General features: G+C 63.1%; 16 protein-coding genes and 2 pseudogenes. 5 read left to right on the forward strand and 13 right to left on the reverse strand.

Annotated elements, in window-relative coordinates; all coding sequences use genetic code 11:
• From G3N58_RS27310 to G3N58_RS27335, 6 genes and pseudogenes are all read right to left on the reverse strand, one after another.
• Positions 1-229 (reverse strand): annotated as a pseudogene (locus G3N58_RS27310) (hypothetical protein); the annotation flags it as partial.
• A gap of 2 nt (positions 230-231) precedes the next feature.
• On the reverse strand, positions 232-807 hold the full coding sequence (locus tag G3N58_RS27315; protein ID WP_167043309.1) for a TMEM175 family protein: 576 nt from the start codon (positions 805-807) through the stop codon (positions 232-234).
• Positions 808-982: 175 nt separating this feature from the next.
• Positions 983-2,380, reverse strand: a complete 1,398-nt coding sequence (locus G3N58_RS27320) for an FAD-containing oxidoreductase (RefSeq protein ID WP_206000762.1) — start codon at positions 2,378-2,380, stop codon at positions 983-985.
• 187 nt (positions 2,381-2,567) lie between these two features.
• The gene (locus tag G3N58_RS27325) at positions 2,568-2,756 is read right to left on the reverse strand and encodes a hypothetical protein (RefSeq protein WP_167043313.1); all 189 of its coding nucleotides are present in this window, start codon (positions 2,754-2,756) and stop codon (positions 2,568-2,570) included.
• A 229-nt stretch (positions 2,757-2,985) separates the two neighbouring features.
• A complete protein-coding gene (locus tag G3N58_RS27330; RefSeq protein WP_167283210.1) occupies positions 2,986-5,310 on the reverse strand; it encodes an EAL domain-containing protein in 2,325 nt (774 codons plus the stop codon).
• A gap of 175 nt (positions 5,311-5,485) precedes the next feature.
• Complete coding sequence (locus G3N58_RS27335) at positions 5,486-6,214, reverse strand: SH3 domain-containing protein (protein WP_205991034.1); 729 nt, start codon at positions 6,212-6,214, stop codon at positions 5,486-5,488.
• A 574-nt stretch (positions 6,215-6,788) separates the two neighbouring features.
• On the opposite strand from G3N58_RS27335, the gene G3N58_RS27340 reads away from it, so the two are divergent.
• Positions 6,789-7,538 carry an SDR family oxidoreductase gene (locus G3N58_RS27340; protein ID WP_205991033.1) on the forward strand — a complete coding sequence of 250 codons (750 nt, stop codon included), beginning with the start codon at positions 6,789-6,791 and terminating at the stop codon, positions 7,536-7,538.
• A gap of 117 nt (positions 7,539-7,655) precedes the next feature.
• Here G3N58_RS27340 and G3N58_RS27345 read toward each other — a convergent pair whose 3' ends face one another.
• Positions 7,656-8,009 (reverse strand): helix-turn-helix domain-containing protein, encoded by a 354-nt coding sequence (locus G3N58_RS27345; protein WP_167043321.1) that lies wholly within the window; start codon positions 8,007-8,009, stop codon positions 7,656-7,658.
• A gap of 94 nt (positions 8,010-8,103) precedes the next feature.
• Entirely contained in the window at positions 8,104-9,552 is a 1,449-nt protein-coding gene (locus tag G3N58_RS27350) for a PLP-dependent aminotransferase family protein (protein WP_206000769.1), read from the reverse strand.
• Positions 9,553-9,753: 201 nt separating this feature from the next.
• Between G3N58_RS27350 and G3N58_RS27355 the strand changes: the two genes are divergently transcribed.
• Positions 9,754-12,078: an FdhF/YdeP family oxidoreductase gene (locus tag G3N58_RS27355; RefSeq protein WP_206000777.1), complete on the forward strand. Its 2,325-nt coding sequence runs from the start codon at positions 9,754-9,756 to the stop codon at positions 12,076-12,078.
• Between the two features lie 86 nt (positions 12,079-12,164).
• Here the strand turns inward: G3N58_RS27355 and G3N58_RS27360 are convergent, their stop codons facing one another.
• From G3N58_RS27360 to G3N58_RS27375, 4 genes and pseudogenes are all read right to left on the reverse strand, one after another.
• Positions 12,165-12,668, reverse strand: coding sequence for a M48 family metallopeptidase (locus G3N58_RS27360; protein WP_206000779.1), 504 nt, complete (start codon positions 12,666-12,668; stop codon positions 12,165-12,167).
• A 262-nt stretch (positions 12,669-12,930) separates the two neighbouring features.
• Positions 12,931-13,233 carry a hypothetical protein gene (locus tag G3N58_RS27365; protein ID WP_206000781.1) on the reverse strand — a complete coding sequence of 101 codons (303 nt, stop codon included), beginning with the start codon at positions 13,231-13,233 and terminating at the stop codon, positions 12,931-12,933.
• A gap of 287 nt (positions 13,234-13,520) precedes the next feature.
• Complete coding sequence (locus G3N58_RS27370) at positions 13,521-13,904, reverse strand: DUF3592 domain-containing protein (RefSeq protein WP_167043330.1); 384 nt, start codon at positions 13,902-13,904, stop codon at positions 13,521-13,523.
• Between the two features lies 1 nt (position 13,905).
• Positions 13,906-14,396: pseudogene (locus G3N58_RS27375) on the reverse strand (type VI secretion system tube protein Hcp).
• A gap of 449 nt (positions 14,397-14,845) precedes the next feature.
• Here G3N58_RS27375 and G3N58_RS27380 point away from each other — a divergent pair.
• The 3 genes from G3N58_RS27380 (at position 14,846) to G3N58_RS27390 (ending at position 15,881) form a co-directional block, all read left to right on the forward strand.
• Positions 14,846-15,310 carry a DUF2778 domain-containing protein gene (locus G3N58_RS27380; protein WP_345889855.1) on the forward strand — a complete coding sequence of 155 codons (465 nt, stop codon included), beginning with the start codon at positions 14,846-14,848 and terminating at the stop codon, positions 15,308-15,310.
• The gene (locus G3N58_RS27385; RefSeq protein WP_167283219.1) at positions 15,291-15,551 is read left to right on the forward strand and encodes a hypothetical protein; all 261 of its coding nucleotides are present in this window, start codon (positions 15,291-15,293) and stop codon (positions 15,549-15,551) included. The genes G3N58_RS27380 and G3N58_RS27385 overlap by 20 nt, the downstream gene beginning before the upstream one ends.
• A 69-nt stretch (positions 15,552-15,620) precedes the next feature.
• Positions 15,621-15,881, forward strand: coding sequence for a hypothetical protein (locus tag G3N58_RS27390; protein ID WP_167283220.1), 261 nt, complete (start codon positions 15,621-15,623; stop codon positions 15,879-15,881).
• Between the two features lie 70 nt (positions 15,882-15,951).
• Here the strand turns inward: G3N58_RS27390 and G3N58_RS27395 are convergent, their stop codons facing one another.
• A complete protein-coding gene (locus G3N58_RS27395; protein WP_205988955.1) occupies positions 15,952-16,689 on the reverse strand; it encodes an ABC transporter substrate-binding protein in 738 nt (245 codons plus the stop codon).
• Positions 16,690-16,692: the final 3 nt, after the last annotated feature.

Here is a 16,692-nt window from a genome sequence, read left to right on the forward strand (position 1 = left end):
TATACGCGAGATTGAACGCTTCCGCCGCGACGATCGCCGCAATCGACGCCACCGATGCCTGCGCCGCGAACCCCGGCCCGCGTTCGAGCGCGAGCAGCAGCACGATCGGTCCGGCGACGACCGGCAGCCCGGCGAGCCATCCCGCGACCGACGGCCCCCACGCCCGCGCGGCGGCCGTCAGCGCGGCAAGAAACGCCGGCACCAGCACGAGCTTCAGCGCGAGCAGCATGCTCAGCCCTCCAGCAGATGCTCGATACGCCGGTCCGGCACGAGCCACCACGCGGCGACGAGCGCATAAAGCGTGGCCGACGCCCACGGCTCGACGAACGCGAGCCCGATGCCGAGCAGATAGAGAACCACCGAGACCTTGCCCTTGAAGTCCCCGCCGAGCGCTCTCGCGAGCGTCGAGTCGCGGCCGTGCTCGTGGATCAGCGTGCGGGTCAGGAAGAAATAGGCGATCGCGGACATGAACAGCACGACGCCGTACAGCGCGCTCGGCCACGCGGCCAGATGGCTTTCGCCGAGCCAGTGCGTGACGGCCGGCAACAGCGACAGCCAGAACAGCAGATGCAGGTTGGCCCACAGCACCTTGCCGTTGACCTTCTGCACCGCATGCAGCATGTGATGGTGATTGCTCCAGTAGATGCCGACGTAGATGAAGCTCAGCACGTAGGCGCAGAACACGGGAATGACCGGGCGCAGCGCCGCGAGATCGTGGCCTTCGGGCACCTTCAGTTCGAGCACCATGATCGTGATGATGATGGCGATTACGCCATCGCTGAAGGCTTCGACGCGTCCCTTGCCCATGCTGCGAGTCCCCGGAGATGAATGCGGTTGAGCGCACAGCCCGCCCGCGCCTGACGGACGAGCCGCGCCGCGCCGTTGCCGATTATCGGCGACGCGGCAAGGCTTTGTCGATGCGCGCGAGATGGGCTGCCGCGCCGGTCGTGGGCAATTCCGTCCGCGGCGCTCGCGGGCGCGCTCACGGCATCGGCTTGAGACCGTCGAGCAGGGTCGGCACGAGTTCGCTGATCGTCGGATGCACGTGCATCGCGAATTGCAGCGTGGGATACGGTGCGCCCGCCGTCATGATGTCGATGAACGTGTGGATCGCCTCGTCGCCTTCGATGCCGTGAATCGCCGCGCCGAGAATCTGCCGGCTGTGCGCGTCGGCGAGCACTTTCATGAAGCCGTCGGTTTCACCGCGCTCGCGCGCGCGGCCCACGCGCGACATCGGCAGCGTCGCGATCAGCGCCTGCCGGCCGCTGCGACGCACGTCCTCTTCCGACAGGCCGACGCGCGCGAGCGGCGGATCGACGAACACCGCGTACGCCATGATCCGCGTGTCGGCGCTGCGCGAGCCGCCGTCGAGCAGATTGGCCGCGACGATCTGATAGTCGTCGTAGGAGGTATGCGTGAAGGCGCCGCGCCCATTGACGTCGCCGATCGCCCAGACGCCCGGCACGTTCGTGCGCAGTTGGCCGTCGACGGCGATCATGCCGTGCCGGTCCGTCTCGATGCCGGCGGCGTCGAGGCCGAGGTCGTCGGTATTCGGCTTGCGGCCGGTCGCGAACAGCAGGTGCGAGGCTTCGAGCGCCGGCACGTTCTGCTCGAAGCCGATGCAAACCTCGTTCGCGCGATGCGGATGCGGCTCGACCCGCGTCGGCTGCACGCCGAAATGAAACTCGACGCCGTCGCGCTCGAGCACCTTGCGCACCGACTCCGAGCAATCCGCGTCCTCGCGATTGAGCACGCGCTCGCCGCGCACGAGCACGCTCACGCGGCTGCCGAAGCGGCGAAACACCTGGGCGAATTCGAGCGCGATATAGCTGCCGCCGACGATCACGAGATGGTCCGGCAATTCGCTCAGTTCGAGCAGCGTGGAGTTCGTGTAGTACGGGATCCGCTGGATGCCGTCGAGCGGCGGCACGACCGCGCGCGTGCCGGTGTTGATGAAGATTTCGTTGGCGCCCAGTTCCGCGAGCAGTTGGCCGTCGAGGCCGGTGACGGCGAGCGTATGCGCGCCGGTGAAGCGCGCATGACCGTTGAATACGGTCATGTTTTCGGTGCCGCGCAGCCATTTTTCGACGCCGCCGCGCGACTCGCCGATGATCCGGTCCTTGCGCGCCTTGACCGCCGCGAGATCGACGCTGATCGAACCCACCTGCACGCCAAGTTCGCCCGCGTGGCGCGCCACGTGCGCCGCGCGGGCGCTCGCCACATACGATTTAGTCGGCGTGCAGCCGACGTTCACGCAGGTTCCGCCAAATTCCGCGCGTTCGATGACGGCGGTTCGGCGGCCGCTTCGGGCAAGGCGCACGGCCAACGGCGCACCGCCCTGTCCCGTACCGATCACGACTGCGTCGAAATGCTGTGGCATGGCACGTCTCCCGGGGCTGGGTGCAGGTCCGTAGCATCTTACGCCTTGAACCATGCCGCCCGGCGAGCGCTGCCTTGCGGACCACCATCCGCCCACCGCGAGGATTAATCGGGATGACTACATGAACACTGCATGGACTGCTGCATGAACTACCGCGCAGGCTCGAAGCCTATTCGAGCCGCGCCCGTCATGCGTGGCAATGTACCGCGCAAAGCAGCGCGCGCGAACGTTGCAGCGCGGCCTGTGCTCCGCGTGCCGCGAACACCCAGCCCACCTGGCCGAGATTGAAGTCCTGCGACACCATCACCTGCATGAGCGCGACCATCGGCAGCACGACCGATGGCCGGTAAAGCTGGTTTCTGATCAACTCCGACATGACGACCCCCATCGCGCGGCGCCGCTTCGGCACCACGCCTGATTACGTTTCGATGGAAGCATTCTAGGGAGCGCGCCGCCGTCGATAAATACCGGCAACACGAAGTCACTTGTTCGTCAATCAGAACAATCGCGCACGGCAAAGCCGAAGCATCCGCGGCCCATGTGCCGGGCCCGGCGGCAGAAGCGCCCGCGGCACGTCAGGACGTTGAAGGCCGCGTCAGGACACCTCAGTACGCCTTCGCCATGCCGCTCGTCTGCGCATCGCCCAGGCCGCGCGCGTAGGCGCTCGCGCCGACCGGCCGGCTATACAGATAGCCCTGCTGCTTGTCGCAATCGATCGCGCGCAGAAACGCCGCCTGCTCGGCGGTCTCGACGCCTTCCGCCGTCACGTTCATGCCGAGCGAGTGCGCCATCGCCACGACGGCCTGCGTGATCGCGATCGAGTCGCGATGGTCGGGCAGCCCCGCGACGAACGAGCGGTCGATCTTCAGGTTATGCAGCGGAAAGCGCTTCAGATAGGACAGCGACGAATAGCCGGTACCGAAATCGTCGACCGAAATGCGCACGCCCATCGTGCTCAGTGCGCTCAGCATCGGCAGCACGGTGTCGCTGTCGCTCATCAGCAGCCGCTCGGTGATCTCGAGTTCGAGCGCGGTGGGCTCGAGCCCCGACTGCGCGAGACAGCGCTCGATGCGCTCGAGCAGGCCGTCGTTGAATTGCCGCGGCGACAGGTTCACCGCGACGATCAGATGCGGCGCGAGCGTGCGCCGCCATTGCGCGACCTGCTCGCAGGCCCGCTGGAGCACCCAGTCGCCGATCTCGCCGATCAGCCCCGCGTCCTCCGCGACCGGAATGAATTCGCCCGGCGACACGTTGCCGAGCTCGCCGTTGTACCAGCGCAAAAGCGCCTCGGCGCCGATCGTGCGGCCGTCCTGGCTATCGACGATCGGCTGGTACACGAGGCTCAGCTCGTCGGCGGCGAGCGCGCGGCGCAGCGACTGCTCGATCGTGAAGCGCCGCTGCAGATGCCGGTTCAGCTCGGCGGTGAAGAACTGGAAGTTGTTGCGGCCGCGCTGCTTCGCGTGATACATCGCCGAGTCGGCGTTGCGCATCAGCGTCGCGACGTCCTGGCCGTCCTCGGGAAAGAGACTGATGCCGATCGACGCACCGAGGTAGTACTCGTTGCCGGCCACCGCGAACGGCACCGCGATCATGTCGAGAATCCGGTGCGCGAGGGCGATCAGCTCGCTCGTGTCGCCATACGCGCTGACGACGATCACGAATTCGTCGCCGCCGACGCGCGCGAGCGTGTCGCCGCGTCCAACGCAGGCCGACAGCCGCTCGGCAACGCTGCACAGCAGCGCGTCGCCAGCTTCGTGGCCGGCGGTGTCGTTGACCTTCTTGAAGCTGTCGAGATCGACGAACAGCACCGCGACGCCCGCGGGCTCGAACGTGCCGTCGCCGCCGTTGCCGTGGCCCTGCGGTTCGAACAGGTCGCGCATCCGCTCGGTCAGATAGGCGCGGTTGTAGAGGCCCGTGAGCGAGTCGCGCGTGGCGAGAAACTTGAGCTGGCGCTGCGCCTCGCGCACCGGGCCGATGTCGGTAAACGAGATCAGCACCGAATCCGGCTCGCTCTCGCCGGGCCGCATGATCGGCACGACGTTCTCGGTGATCCACACGACCTCGCCGCCGATCAGCTCGACGCCGATCGTCACGCCGAGCAGCGGCTTGCCGGTCGCGAAGACCTGCGTAACCGGCCGCTGCGTTTCGTGGATGAGCGAGCCGTCCTCGTTGAACGAGCGCGTCATCACGGTATCGATGCGGCAACCGACGATCTGCGGCGTCGCGCGCAGCATGCGCTGCGCGCTCGGATTGCAGGCGAGCACGATGCCCGCGCGCGACTGCACGACGATGCCCTCGCTCAGATGATCGACGACGAGCCGGTGCCGCTCCTCGCTGCGCGCGAGACGCTGCGCCATCGCGTCCTGATGGACCGCGAGGCCGACGCTGCCGCCGATATCGTGCAGCATCGCCTCTTCTTCGGGAGTGGGACGCCGCCTCGTGCGGTAATAGACCGCGAACGCGCCGAGCACGACACCGGCGTCGTTTTCGAACGGCACGGACCAGCACGCGCGCAGACCGTACGGCCGGGCGAGATGGCGGAAGCCTTCCCAGAGCGGATCGGTTTCGATGTCGTCGACGACGACGAGACGCCGGCCGTACATCGCGGTGCCGCACGAACCGACCCGCGGGCCGATCGCGATGCCGTTGACCGCCGCGCTGTACGCGGGCGGCAGCGACGGTGCGCCGCCGACGCGCATGTGCACGCCGTCGGCGTCGAGCAGCAGGATCGAGCAGGACGCGCCTTCGCCGAGCAGCGCCTCGGCGCGGCGGCATACCTCGTCGAGCAGTTCCGGCAACGGCGTGTTGCACGTGATGAGCCGCAATACGCTGCGCTCCGAGGCGAGCAGTTCCTCGGCTCGCTCGGCCCGGTAGCGGGAGCCCTCTGGAGAGGCTGCCGTCGTGCCACGTGATGTCGCTTCGCAAATCATGGTTGCGCCCCCCAACCCAACATCGGCAAATAAGTGTCCGCCGCGCACCAGGGTTTACGAGAGACCGGTGCGAAATATCTGCAATGCGTCGCCTATGCGCGAGGCCGGGCGGGGAATGCCGGAAGCCTCGCCTATCCGGCGTGCCCGGTGCCTTCGCCGCGGTGCGCGGGCCGGTTCAGTTGTTGCCGCCTCCGCCGCCACCGCCTTGCTGCCCGCCGGGTGGGCGGTTGCCGCCCCCGCCTTGGGGGCCTTGTGGACCGCCGCCACCCGAAGGTCGGCCACCGCCGCCGCCCTGTGGGCCGCCGGGTGGACGGCTGCCTGCGTTACCCGGTGGCGGACCGCCGGGTGGTCGTCCGCCCACGTTGCCTGGTGGCGGGCCGCCTGGTGGTCGTCCGCCTGCATTACCCGGTGGTGAGCCGCCGGGTGGTCGTCCGCCTGCATTGCCCGGTGGCGGGCCGCCCGGTCCAGCATGCCACGGCGGCCGCCGCACTGTCGGCGGCGGATGGTGAGCCCAGCGCGACTGCTGGCTGTACCAGGGCCGGCCGCGGTAATAGTTGCCCCAGTAATCGGCGATCGCAAAGCCCACAATCGGCAGGCCGATCACGGTGCCGTAGTTCACCAACGGCACATTGCCGCCCTGATACGGCACACTGAGCCGCGCTGCAAAGACCCAGCCGCGCAGATTCGGCGCGGCGACATCGCACCAGTGGAAGTTGCCGAGACAGCCCATGACCGTAAGCGGAACGCCGGCCGGCAATTGCGTGACGATCGGATAATCGGCCGCAGGGCCGGCGTGCACGTTGACCCGGCTCGTCGTGTAGGCCTGCGACTGCGCGCTCGCCACGACCGGCAACGCCAGCAGGCCCGCCGCCACCGACAGGCCCAGAACGAATCGTTGTGTCATTCCTGTTCCTTCCCCCAGTCTGGACGGCCGCTTCCCGCCAGCCGCCCTATATGCCCCTACTTATATATAGACGTTGCACCCGTCGTATGACAATGGCGCGGCGCCCGGTCCCGACGGCAACGCTTCGCCCGCACGCCTCGCGAGGCGGCACGCGGCGCATCGATCCGCGAGGCCGCCGCGCAATCGACGCTCGACGGCACCGTGGGCCAACTGTACTGGAAAGCACCCAGGCAAGTCACCCGTCGCCAGGCGTTTTCCGACGACGGCGGCGGCAAATGGCTATCACGGCATGGAAGCGGACCTGAAATGGGCCTGAATCAACCCTGAAGTGGCCCTGCAGCGGCCCCTCGATTTCGCCCGACCTGCTCCCGGATCGTTCCGGAACCGCTCCCGGCCTGTACCCCGAATCGCATCCGAATCGCCTTCCGAATCGCCCTCCCAACCGCACCCGGCCCGCGCCCCACAACATGTTCGATATCTTCGAACGAGTGCATCGAGGAAGTGGTACGGCAAGCGCGTCCGCGACGCGCATTATCACTCCTACCAACCCCTCACACTGTTTCGGAGAAATGAAATGACCCGCTTCCAGAACACCTCGATTCTCGTCACCGGCGGCAGCAGCGGCATCGGCTTCGCGGCCGCGCAAGCGTTCGCCCGCGAAGGCGCTCGCGTCGTCATCACCGGCCGCGACGCCGCCGCGCTCGACACCGCCAAAAACGCGCTCGGCGAACGGGCGATCGCGATCCGCAACGACGCGGGCTCGCTCGCGGCGGCGCGCGAACTGGCCGCCGCAGTCGACGCGCAAGGCGTGCGGCTCGACGCCGTCTTCATCAACGCGGGCAGCGCGAAATTCGCGCCGTTCGCGGACGTCGACGAAGCGCTGTGGGACGCGAGCTTCGACACCAACGTCAAGGGCGCGTACTTCCAGATCCAGGCGCTGCTGCCGCTGCTGAACCGGGGTGCGTCGATCGTCATCAACGGTTCGATCAACGCGCATATCGGCATGCCGGGCTCGTCCGTGTATGCGGCGAGCAAGGCCGCGCTGATTTCGCTCGCGAAGACGCTATCGGCGGAGTTGCTGCCGCGCGGCGTACGTGTGAACGTGGTGAGCCCTGGGCCGGTGCGCACGCCGCTCTACGGCAAGCTCGGCCTCGACGCGGCCGCGCTCGAGGCCACCGCCGCGCAGATCGTCGGCCAGGTGCCGCTCGGCCGCTTCGGCACGCCCGAGGAAATCGCCGCGACCGTGCTGCATCTGGCCGCGCCGGAGTCGGCGTTCATCGTCGGCAGCGAGATCATTGTCGATGGCGGGATGAGTCAGCTTTGAGTGGGCTTTGATCCGGCGCGCGGGGACGCGCCGGGTCGCATCAGGTCATACCAGGTCGTACTGGATCGCACTGCGTCGTACCAGGTCACACTGGGTCGCACCAAACCGTGAAACATATCAATGCAGGCTCGGCGGCCGCGGCGCGTCGTCCTCGGCGGCGGCACCGCCGTCGTCCGCATCCCTGCTGTCGGCATCGCCGCCCTCACCCTCTGCGTCGCCGAACAACTGCGCGCACAAGCCCTCGCCCGACTCGCTCAGACACGCTGTGCCCGTGCCGTCCTCGTTGAACGCGGTATCGACGAGACCGCCACCCGACAGCGCGGTCAGGTGGCGCCGCAAACTGCTCATCGGCACGTCGGCCTGCTTCGACAGCTTCGCGAGCGACCACGCGCGCCCCGGCGTTTCCCGGTGCGCGCGCCATAGCTGCGCGAGTATCGCGGCGAGCTGCGGGTCGATATCGTCATCATCCATGCGTGTCTCCTTCGTGGGTCGTTCGTAAGTCGTTCCTAGGTCGCCCGATTCGCGGGCCGGTCGTTCGCCACGCTCGCGATCCTGCCGCGCGCGCTCAGCTCATCCCCGCCACCAGTTCCCCCAGCGTCTTCAACGCCGCCTCGGCCTGCGCGGTCCACGGGTAGCTGTAGTTGAGCCGGATGAAGTGGCGAAAATCGTTGCGCGTCGAAAACATCATCCCCGGCCCCACCGTGATGCCGCGCGCGAGCGCGGCCTGATAGAGCCGCATCGAATCGATCCAGCCCGGCAGTTCGACCCACAGCACGTAGCCGCCCTGCGGCGCCGACACGCGCGTGCCAGCCGGAAAGAAGCGCAGCACGAGCGCCGTCATGATGCGCGCCTGCTGCCGGTACACCTTGCGCACGTGCCGCAGATGCCGGTCGTAGCCGTCGTGACGCAGATAATCGGCGACCGCGACCTGCGGCACCGACGGCGTCGTCAGCGTGTTCAGGAACTTGAGCTTCTCGACCTGCGCGCGATAACGCCCCGGCAGCGCCCAGCCGATCCGGTACGACGCGGTCAGGCTCTTCGAAAACGACGCGCAGTGCAGCACGAGCCCTTTCGTGTCGAAAGTCTTCAGCGTGGAAGGCCGCGTGTCTCCGAAATACAGTTCCTGGTAGACGTCGTTCTCGATCGCGGGAATCTCGTGCGCAGCCAGCAGTTCGACCAGTTGCCGCTTGCGCTCGTCGGACATGCAAAAGCCGAGCGGATTCTGGAAGTTCGGCATCACCATGCAGGCGGCGATCTTCTGCCGCTCGATCGCCTTGGCAAGCGCGTCGAGGTCGATGCCGTCGAGCGGATGCGTGGCGATTTCGAGCGCGCGCATGCCGAGGCGCTCGATCGCATGCAGCATCGCGTAGTAGGTCGGCGATTCGACCGCGACCGTGTCGCCCGGCTTCGCGACCGCCTGCAGGCTCAGGTTGATCGCCTCGGTCGCGCCGAGCGTGATGACGATCTCGCCCGGATCGACCGGCAGGCCGTTTTCCGCGTAGCGCCGCGCGATTTGCCGGATCAGCTCGGGATTTCCCGGCGGCAGATCGTCGATCAGGTTCCAGCTCGCGTGACGGCGCGCGATCGCGTTCGCGTACTGGTTGATGCGCCGCCACGGAAACAGCGACGGGTCCGGATACGGCGAGCCGAACGGCACGGCGTCGTGCGCGCGGATGCTGCGCAGCGTCGACAGCACGAGGCGGCTCACGTCCACCGTGGCGGGCACCGGCGCGGACGCCGCGGACTTGCGGCCCGCGCGCGCCGCGGTGGACGACGCGGCCGGCGCCACCGCAAGCGCCTTCGCCGCCGCGTCGCGCACGAAATAGCCGGACTGCGGCCGCGTCTCGACGATGCCGCGGCTCTCCAGCAACGCATACGCGTGCAGCACGGTCTTGATGCTGACGCCGTGCTGCTGGCTCGCCTGGCGCACCGAGGCAATCCGCTCGCCGGCCGCGAACACGCCACGGCGCACGGCTTCGGTGATTTCGTCGGCGAGTTTTTCGTAGAGCTTCAAGGGGGTTACGGTGGAGTCGAAGGGGTCGCGGGCTTGCGAGGCTCGAAGGGCCGGGAAAGCACCGGCACGCGCACCGCGATCAGGCTTGCGCAACTGTACTCCTATTCTTTCCGATTTTCTGTATCCGACGCCTTCAGGGGAACACAGTACGCTTGCGACTATCGGCCCGAAAAGCCCCCAAGCCTGCTCCATCGCCCCGTCATGAAGAAGAACGAAGCCAGCATCGAACCACGCATCGAGCCCTACAAGCACCCCGCCGCCGGCTGGGGCGCGCTCAAATACGTCGCGCTCAATCTGCTCAAGGAAAAAGTGGCGGGCGGCAACTACCGCACGCTGCTCAAGCAGAACCAGCCCGACGGCTTCGACTGCCCGGGCTGCGCCTGGCCCGATCGCGAGCATGCCTCGACCTTCGAGTTCTGCGAGAACGGCGTAAAGGCCGTGGCCGCCGAAGCGACCGGCAAGCGCGTGACGCCCGCGTTCTTCGCGCAGCACAGCGTCGCCGAACTGATGGCGCAATCGGACTTCGAACTCGAACAGCACGGCCGTCTGACCGATCCGCTCGTCTACGACGCGCGCTCCGATCGCTACGTGCCGATCGGCTGGGACGCAGCGTTCGAGCTGATCGCGCGGCATCTGCAGCAGCTCGGCGATCCCGATCGCGCTGCGTTCTATACCTCGGGCCGCGCGAGCAACGAAGCCGCGTTCCTGTATCAGCTGTTCGTGCGCATGTACGGCACCAACAATTTCCCCGACTGCTCGAACATGTGCCACGAAGCGACGAGCCGCGGCCTGCCGCATACGGTCGGCATCGGCAAAGGCACGGTCACGCTCGACGACTTCGAGCACGCCGATACGCTGCTGATCTTCGGCCAGAATCCGGCCACCAACCATCCGCGCATGCTCGGCGAACTGCGCGAATGCGCAAGGCGCGGCGCGACGATCGTGTCGATCAATCCGCTCAAGGAGCGCGGACTCGAACGCTTCGCGAGCCCGCAGCATCCGGTCGAAATGCTCACGCTCGGCAGCACGAAGATCAGTTCGGTGTTCATCCGCCCGAAGGTCGGCGGCGACTTCGCGCTGATCAAGGGCGTCGCCAAACGCATCATCGAACTCGACGACGAAGCGCTGGCCTCGGGCCTCGAACGCGTGCTCGACGTCGGCTTTATCGCCGAACACACGGTCGGCTTCGAAGCGTTCGCCGACGATCTGCGCGCCGAGCGCTGGGACACGATCGTCGCCGAAGCGGGCGTGCCGTTCGAAGACGTCCTGAAGCTCGCCGACATCTACGCGCGTGGCCGCGCGGTGATCTCGACCTGGGGCATGGGCCTCACGCAGCACAAGAACTCGGTCGCGACGGTGCAGATGCTGTCGAACCTGATGATGATGCGCGGCCATATCGGCCGGCGCGGCGCGGGGCTGTGCCCGGTGCGCGGCCACTCGAACGTGCAGGGCGACCGCACGGTCGGCATCGAGGAAAAGCCGACCGACGCGTTTCTCGACAAGCTCGGCGCGGTCTACGATTTCGAACCGCCGCGCGAGCATGGGCTCGACGTCGTCAACACGATTCAGGCGATGCTCGACGGCCGGGTGAAAGTGTTCATCGGCCTGGGCGGTAATTTCTCGATCGCGACACCCGACACACCGCGCACGTGGGAGGCGATGCGCGCCTGCGATCTGACCGTGCACGTCACGACCAAGCTGAACCGCAGCCACCTCGTGCATGGCCGCGATGCGCTGATTCTGCCGACGCTCGGGCGCACCGAGATCGATCTGCAGAACGGCGTGCCGCAGGGCGTGAGCGTCGAGGATTCGATGAGCATGGTGCACATCTCGTATGGCATGAATCAACCGGCCTCGGATAATCTGCTCTCCGAAGTGGCGATCGTCGCGCGCATGGCGCATGCGACCCTGGGCAGCGCCAAGGTGGACTGGCTCGCGCACGCGGCCGACTACGCGCTGATTCGCGACGGCATCGCGCAGGTGATCGACGGTTTCGCCGATTACAACGAGCGCCTGAAGAAGCCCGGCGGCTTCCATCTCGGCGTGGCGTCGCGCGAGCGCATCTGGAAAACACCGAGCGGCAAGGCACAATTCCTCGTTCACGCGATCGCGCTCGATACGCCGATTCATCTGGCGCGCAAGCAACATGGCGAACGGCTCATGACGCTGATGACCACACGCTCGCACGATCAGTACAACACGACGATTTACGGTCTCGACGATCGCTATCGCGGCGTGTACGGACAACGGCGCGTGCTGTTTGCCAATCCGGACGATATCGCGATGCTCGGGTTCGCGGCCGGCCAGCGCGTCGATATCACGAGCGTATGGGCCGACGGCATCGAGCGTCGCGTGGATGGCTTCCTGCTCGTCGAATACGACATTCCGCGCGGTTGCCTCGGTGCGTACTATCCGGAGACGAATCCGCTCGTGCCGCTTTCTTCCGTGGCGGATGGCGCGGGCACGCCGACTTCGAAGTCGATTCCAGTATTGCTGACGGCTTCGGTGGTTGAGGTGGCGGCTTGAGGTGTGCCGCTCGATGTTTGGGGCGTGTGGCCTGCGGGCTCGTTATGCGTGCCACGCGTGCACGACATGTGCACAAAGCGCGCGCGTCAGGCTGTCTTCTTCGTCAGATCGCGATGGGTCAGATAAAGCCGCAGGTCGAATTCGATCTGCTGGTAGCCCGGCTGCATGAACTCGCACAGACGATAAAACGCCTTGTTGTGATCGCTCTCCTTCAAATGAGCGAGTTCATGCACGACGATCATCTTCAGAAATTCCGGCGCCGTCGATTTGAATAGCGACGCGATGCGGATTTCCTTCTTCGCCTTCAGCTTGCCGCCCTGCACGCGCGAAATGCTCGTGTGCAGACCCAATGCGTGCCGTACGACGTCGAGCTTGCTGTCGTAGGTGACCTTGTCGATCTGCTCGGCGCTGCGCAGATGTTCGCGTTTCAGTTCGGCGCAATACGCGTAGAGCGCGCGATCGGTCTGCACGTCGTGCGTGTTCGGATATTTCCGCGCGAGGTAGGCGCCGAGCTGATCGGCGGCGATCAGGGTTCTGACCTTCTCCTGTAGAGGCGCGGGGTAGCCGGTCAGGTATTTGAGCGGGAGCATGAAAGAGGACGGGGTTTTGTCGGATGGATATTATGCGGGGTTCAGTTTGTTGGCGAGGTTGAGATTTGTCAGGCGCCGACTAGACTCCGCACGACGTGGTGAGCCAAGCTGTCAACGACGCACCAACCGTGTGCGCCTAGAAGGATAGCGGTATCGGTAACGCGTGATGGATAGATATTGCTATCGGCAGAATTGATCACGGGAGTAATAGCCGATCAAAATTGAAGCCGTCTATTACCGCTCCGCCCCACTTGAACAAAGGTTAGTCCGCTTCCGCGCCCTGATAGTGGATTTGTCCGAACATCAGGCCAGCGCCAATGGAATCTGTCAGCCCTTCCATACGGCCCTGTGTTTTGATAAAAACTGGGGCGGACATAATCGCTTGCCGCAGAAACGTACCGCCCGCCCACGGGACCATTGCAGCTTTCATTATCTCCAGATTGATTCCTGCAAGTAGATATGATCCGCTCCAGCCCGCAAGATAACCAGCGGACCAATCCAGATAAATGATACCTCCCTCAAAATTTTGGGCTTCCAACTCGTCACCATGAAACGTCTCTGTCATGTACACAGTCCCATTACTATCAAAACCCTTTGCAGAACCACTTCCCCCTATACCATGTCCCCGGATTGAAATTTTCGGCAATTCGAGCTTCTACAATTTCAGCCATTTAAGAATAGGAATCGAGAGACCTATTCCCACTCCCGAATATTCAAATTTCCGAGGTGGTCCACTCGGCGGATCGACAACAATAACGCCTCCTGATGCAAGAAGAAGATCGACATTCAAGCTGCCACCTGCCCCAGTTTTATAACGCCATTGACTCTCACGCAACGACTTGATCCACATAATTACCCATACCTCCCCCTGAATGGCTCTCCTGTCCAGCCTGCATAAAGAAATGCAATTGCAAGGACAGCCAACATAAATTCTTCAAACCAAATTCCGTAGAAGTCGTCAATTCGTGCGGTTTCTCTTGGCATAAGCGGGTCGTAGCGAACCAGAACGGAATCACCAACATCTGCAGAAATAAAGCTTGCCGGAAACGTTATCTGCTTGCCGCGTTGCGTCACAAAAGCAATCTCGGGATGACGTTCACCATGGTTTAGCCGGATAACCTTGCCCAAGGTTGTAGTAGATGTCCGAATAAAATCCAGATTCGACTTGACTTCCGATATCGCCCCAATCAATAGAGCAAGACCAATGATCAGGGCAATGTAATTGCGTTTTCGCATACTATTTCGCAATATTCTCTCGGATATCAAATTCAGCTGTAACCATCCCACCGCTCCCACCGACAACGTTTTGCACCTTGTATTCCTGCTTCACTTTCGCAAACGACAGGCGAACGCGCTCCATATAATTCGTGCCCGCGACCGACGGTTCAACCTCAATGATAACAACATCGCTCATCGTGATTTTCAGAAATTCAAACGGAATACCCCCGCCTTACGCGTCGTTAAAACGACCTGTGGAATGTGGCGGCCCGTCAGACAGTAACGCATCAGGTTAGGGCTGGCACGATCGATATGGTGTAGAAACTCAAGATCGTTAATAGTCGCCTTACCTACTCCACCTCCAGCACCGGACATCATTGCAGATTGTTGCTCCATCTTCCAATGCCAGCCGGTCACTTCTAATTCGCCTCGGTGAAATTCATCCTGCGACTCACCTGAAATACCGTCAATCTTGACAAACATATCCGCCATAACATCCCCAGTCTGCATTGAGATCAACCGTCGTCAGTAGTTAAAATATCGTACGGACAACATCGCTTTGCACGCATCATGCATGTGCCTACATCACATGCAGATACACATCGGAAGCCATGATTCGAAAAAAATAGGCTCGTTGGAATCAGACAACTCTGAAAGCTAGGACAGTCGCCCCCTTCTGTCTTCTACCTGATCCAGGAAAACAGTGAAACAACGCTCCAGTCAATTTCAAGATACGTATTGGAAAGTTGTGATATTTGCTACGTAGTCTTTAATTATTGTTAATTCGTATCTTTCCTTGACTTGCGTCCCTTCACGACCCTGCATCACTGTGGCAGCGTAGCGAACGCTTCCTTCAGACAAGGCTCGCCTTCACTGATAGAGCGATCGTCACTTTCGAGGAATCTATGCCGTTACAGGGAAAATTCGTTGTTGATAACAAGCCGGTTTTGCATCTGGACATGAAGGGTATCGGGTCGTTTCCAGCGTTCTCGGGCGATGGTATTTACCGCAACCGAGGGGGATGCACTGCTATAGCAAATAATGGACCTTTGCCCTCCGGGAAATATTGGATCATCGATCGGCCTAGTGGCGGCTTCGGTTCAAAAGCGGAGGCCTATTTCAAAGACAAATGGAACGCTGCTCTCGGTGCTCCAACTCGCCATACTGATTGGTTCGCGCTGTACAGGAACGATAATTTGATTGATGACTGGACGTGGGTGAACGGTGTGAGACGCGGCAATTTCAGGCTACATCCGGCCGGAGGAGGTGGGCATTCGTACGGATGCATTACACTGCAAAGCCGCGTGGACTTCCACAATCTTCGGCAAGCGCTGCTGCGAACTGGAACTATCCGGGTTGGCAACTCAGACATACATGCATATGGTTGGATCGAGGTCATTACAAATGGCAACACTTGCCCGTAAAGTCGCCAAGGTGCTGCTGTTCTGTGGACTGTATTTCTTAGCGATCCGCTACGTCCACACTTATCCGATTCCAATGACGTTGCAGCAGCAACAAGAACTGATCGTGATCTCGGACGCATTCGGAGTTGCCGATACCGAACTGTTCTATATCCTCGCCATGATGCTCATCGATCTGATCGTTACCATCATGGTGTACTCGATCCTGCTGAGACTTTGGCTGCACTACCGCAAGAAGAAATAAAAAATCTCCGCCATGTAGCGCGCTGATTCACAGCCAGCGCACTACATGGCTGGAACAAGACAATTGCAAATGGCAAAACTTGTCCGTAAAACCACCAAAGTACTGCTGTTCTGTACCTTATATTTCTTGGCAATCCGGTACGTCCACACCTACCCGATGCCAATGACATTGCAGCAGCAACACTATTTAATCGTGATCTCAGAAGCATTCGGCGTTGCCGACTACGAACTGTTCTATATCCTCTCCATGATGCTCATCGACCTGATCGTTACCATCATGGCGTACTCGATCCTGATGAGACTTTGGCGGCACTCCCGCATGAGACGATAAAAAACCACCAATACACAGCAATTGATGCCCCTGACGCCGCCAACCTCAGCAACGGCAGGTGCCTCTCCAATCACCCCACCAACGGCGCCACCGACGCCCCACCGATCCGATGCCGCGCCAGCGCTTCAGCCACAAAACCCGACGCCTTCATCTCCTCGACGAACGCCCGCAACGCTTGGGCCGCGCCCTCGCCGCGACTCTTCGGCACACCCATCGCCTGCTGAATCACCATGAAGCGCTCGCCGAGCAACCGCAATCCGCCAACCTGCCGCGCATCCGCTTCGAGTTGCTGCTTCACGCCCGCCGCCACTTCCGCCTGCTCTTCGAGAAACGTCTGCACCACAGTCGGCGAAGTGGGCGCGCGCACGATCCGCGCGTCCTTCAGCGCACGCGTCAGAAACAGATCGTACGCACTCCCCTTGCCGACCACCACCCGGTTATGCGCACGATCGACCTCTTCATTCGAGCGGATCGGCGAATCGTCGCGCACGAGGTAATAGCCTTCGATCAGCACATACGGCGCGGTAAACGCGATTTTCTCGCCGCGCAGGGGATCGATCGCGAAGAAACCGAAGTCGGCCTGCTCGTCGCTGACCGCCTGCACCGACTTGCCCGCCGCATCGAATACCACCAGTTCCAGTTCGACGTTCAGGCGCGTCGCAAACGCACGCGCCAGATCGACCGAGACACCCACCGGTTCGCCGGACACCGGGTCCTGGTTCGCGAGTATCGGATTGCCGAGATTGATCGACGCGCGCACCTTGCCCGTAGGCGTGAAAGATGACACGACGGTCTGATCGATTGCCATATT

It is taken from the genome of Paraburkholderia sp. Ac-20342, from assembly GCF_017104985.1.
Taxonomy (GTDB): Bacteria; Pseudomonadota; Gammaproteobacteria; order Burkholderiales; family Burkholderiaceae; genus Paraburkholderia.

What these genes read in the sequence shown, in the direction of transcription:
- G3N58_RS27390 (WP_167283220.1), top strand. Translation starts at nt 15,621, where the DNA reads ATGGCAAAACTTGTCCGTAAAACCACCAAAGTACTGCTGTTCTGTACC.
- G3N58_RS27370 (WP_167043330.1), bottom strand. Translation starts at nt 13,904, where the DNA reads ATGCGAAAACGCAATTACATTGCCCTGATCATTGGTCTTGCTCTATTG.
- G3N58_RS27365 (WP_206000781.1), bottom strand. Translation starts at nt 13,233, where the DNA reads ATGACAGAGACGTTTCATGGTGACGAGTTGGAAGCCCAAAATTTTGAG.
- G3N58_RS27330 (WP_167283210.1), bottom strand. Translation starts at nt 5,310, where the DNA reads ATGATTTGCGAAGCGACATCACGTGGCACGACGGCAGCCTCTCCAGAG.
- G3N58_RS27325 (WP_167043313.1), bottom strand. Translation starts at nt 2,756, where the DNA reads ATGTCGGAGTTGATCAGAAACCAGCTTTACCGGCCATCGGTCGTGCTG.
- G3N58_RS27395 (WP_205988955.1), bottom strand. Translation starts at nt 16,689, where the DNA reads ATGGCAATCGATCAGACCGTCGTGTCATCTTTCACGCCTACGGGCAAG.
- G3N58_RS27335 (WP_205991034.1), bottom strand. Translation starts at nt 6,214, where the DNA reads ATGACACAACGATTCGTTCTGGGCCTGTCGGTGGCGGCGGGCCTGCTG.
- G3N58_RS27385 (WP_167283219.1), top strand. Translation starts at nt 15,291, where the DNA reads ATGGCAACACTTGCCCGTAAAGTCGCCAAGGTGCTGCTGTTCTGTGGA.
- G3N58_RS27340 (WP_205991033.1), top strand. Translation starts at nt 6,789, where the DNA reads ATGACCCGCTTCCAGAACACCTCGATTCTCGTCACCGGCGGCAGCAGC.
- G3N58_RS27380 (WP_345889855.1), top strand. Translation starts at nt 14,846, where the DNA reads ATGAAGGGTATCGGGTCGTTTCCAGCGTTCTCGGGCGATGGTATTTAC.
- G3N58_RS27320 (WP_206000762.1), bottom strand. Translation starts at nt 2,380, where the DNA reads ATGCCACAGCATTTCGACGCAGTCGTGATCGGTACGGGACAGGGCGGT.
- G3N58_RS27355 (WP_206000777.1), top strand. Translation starts at nt 9,754, where the DNA reads ATGAAGAAGAACGAAGCCAGCATCGAACCACGCATCGAGCCCTACAAG.
- G3N58_RS27345 (WP_167043321.1), bottom strand. Translation starts at nt 8,009, where the DNA reads ATGGATGATGACGATATCGACCCGCAGCTCGCCGCGATACTCGCGCAG.
- G3N58_RS27315 (WP_167043309.1), bottom strand. Translation starts at nt 807, where the DNA reads ATGGGCAAGGGACGCGTCGAAGCCTTCAGCGATGGCGTAATCGCCATC.
- G3N58_RS27360 (WP_206000779.1), bottom strand. Translation starts at nt 12,668, where the DNA reads ATGCTCCCGCTCAAATACCTGACCGGCTACCCCGCGCCTCTACAGGAG.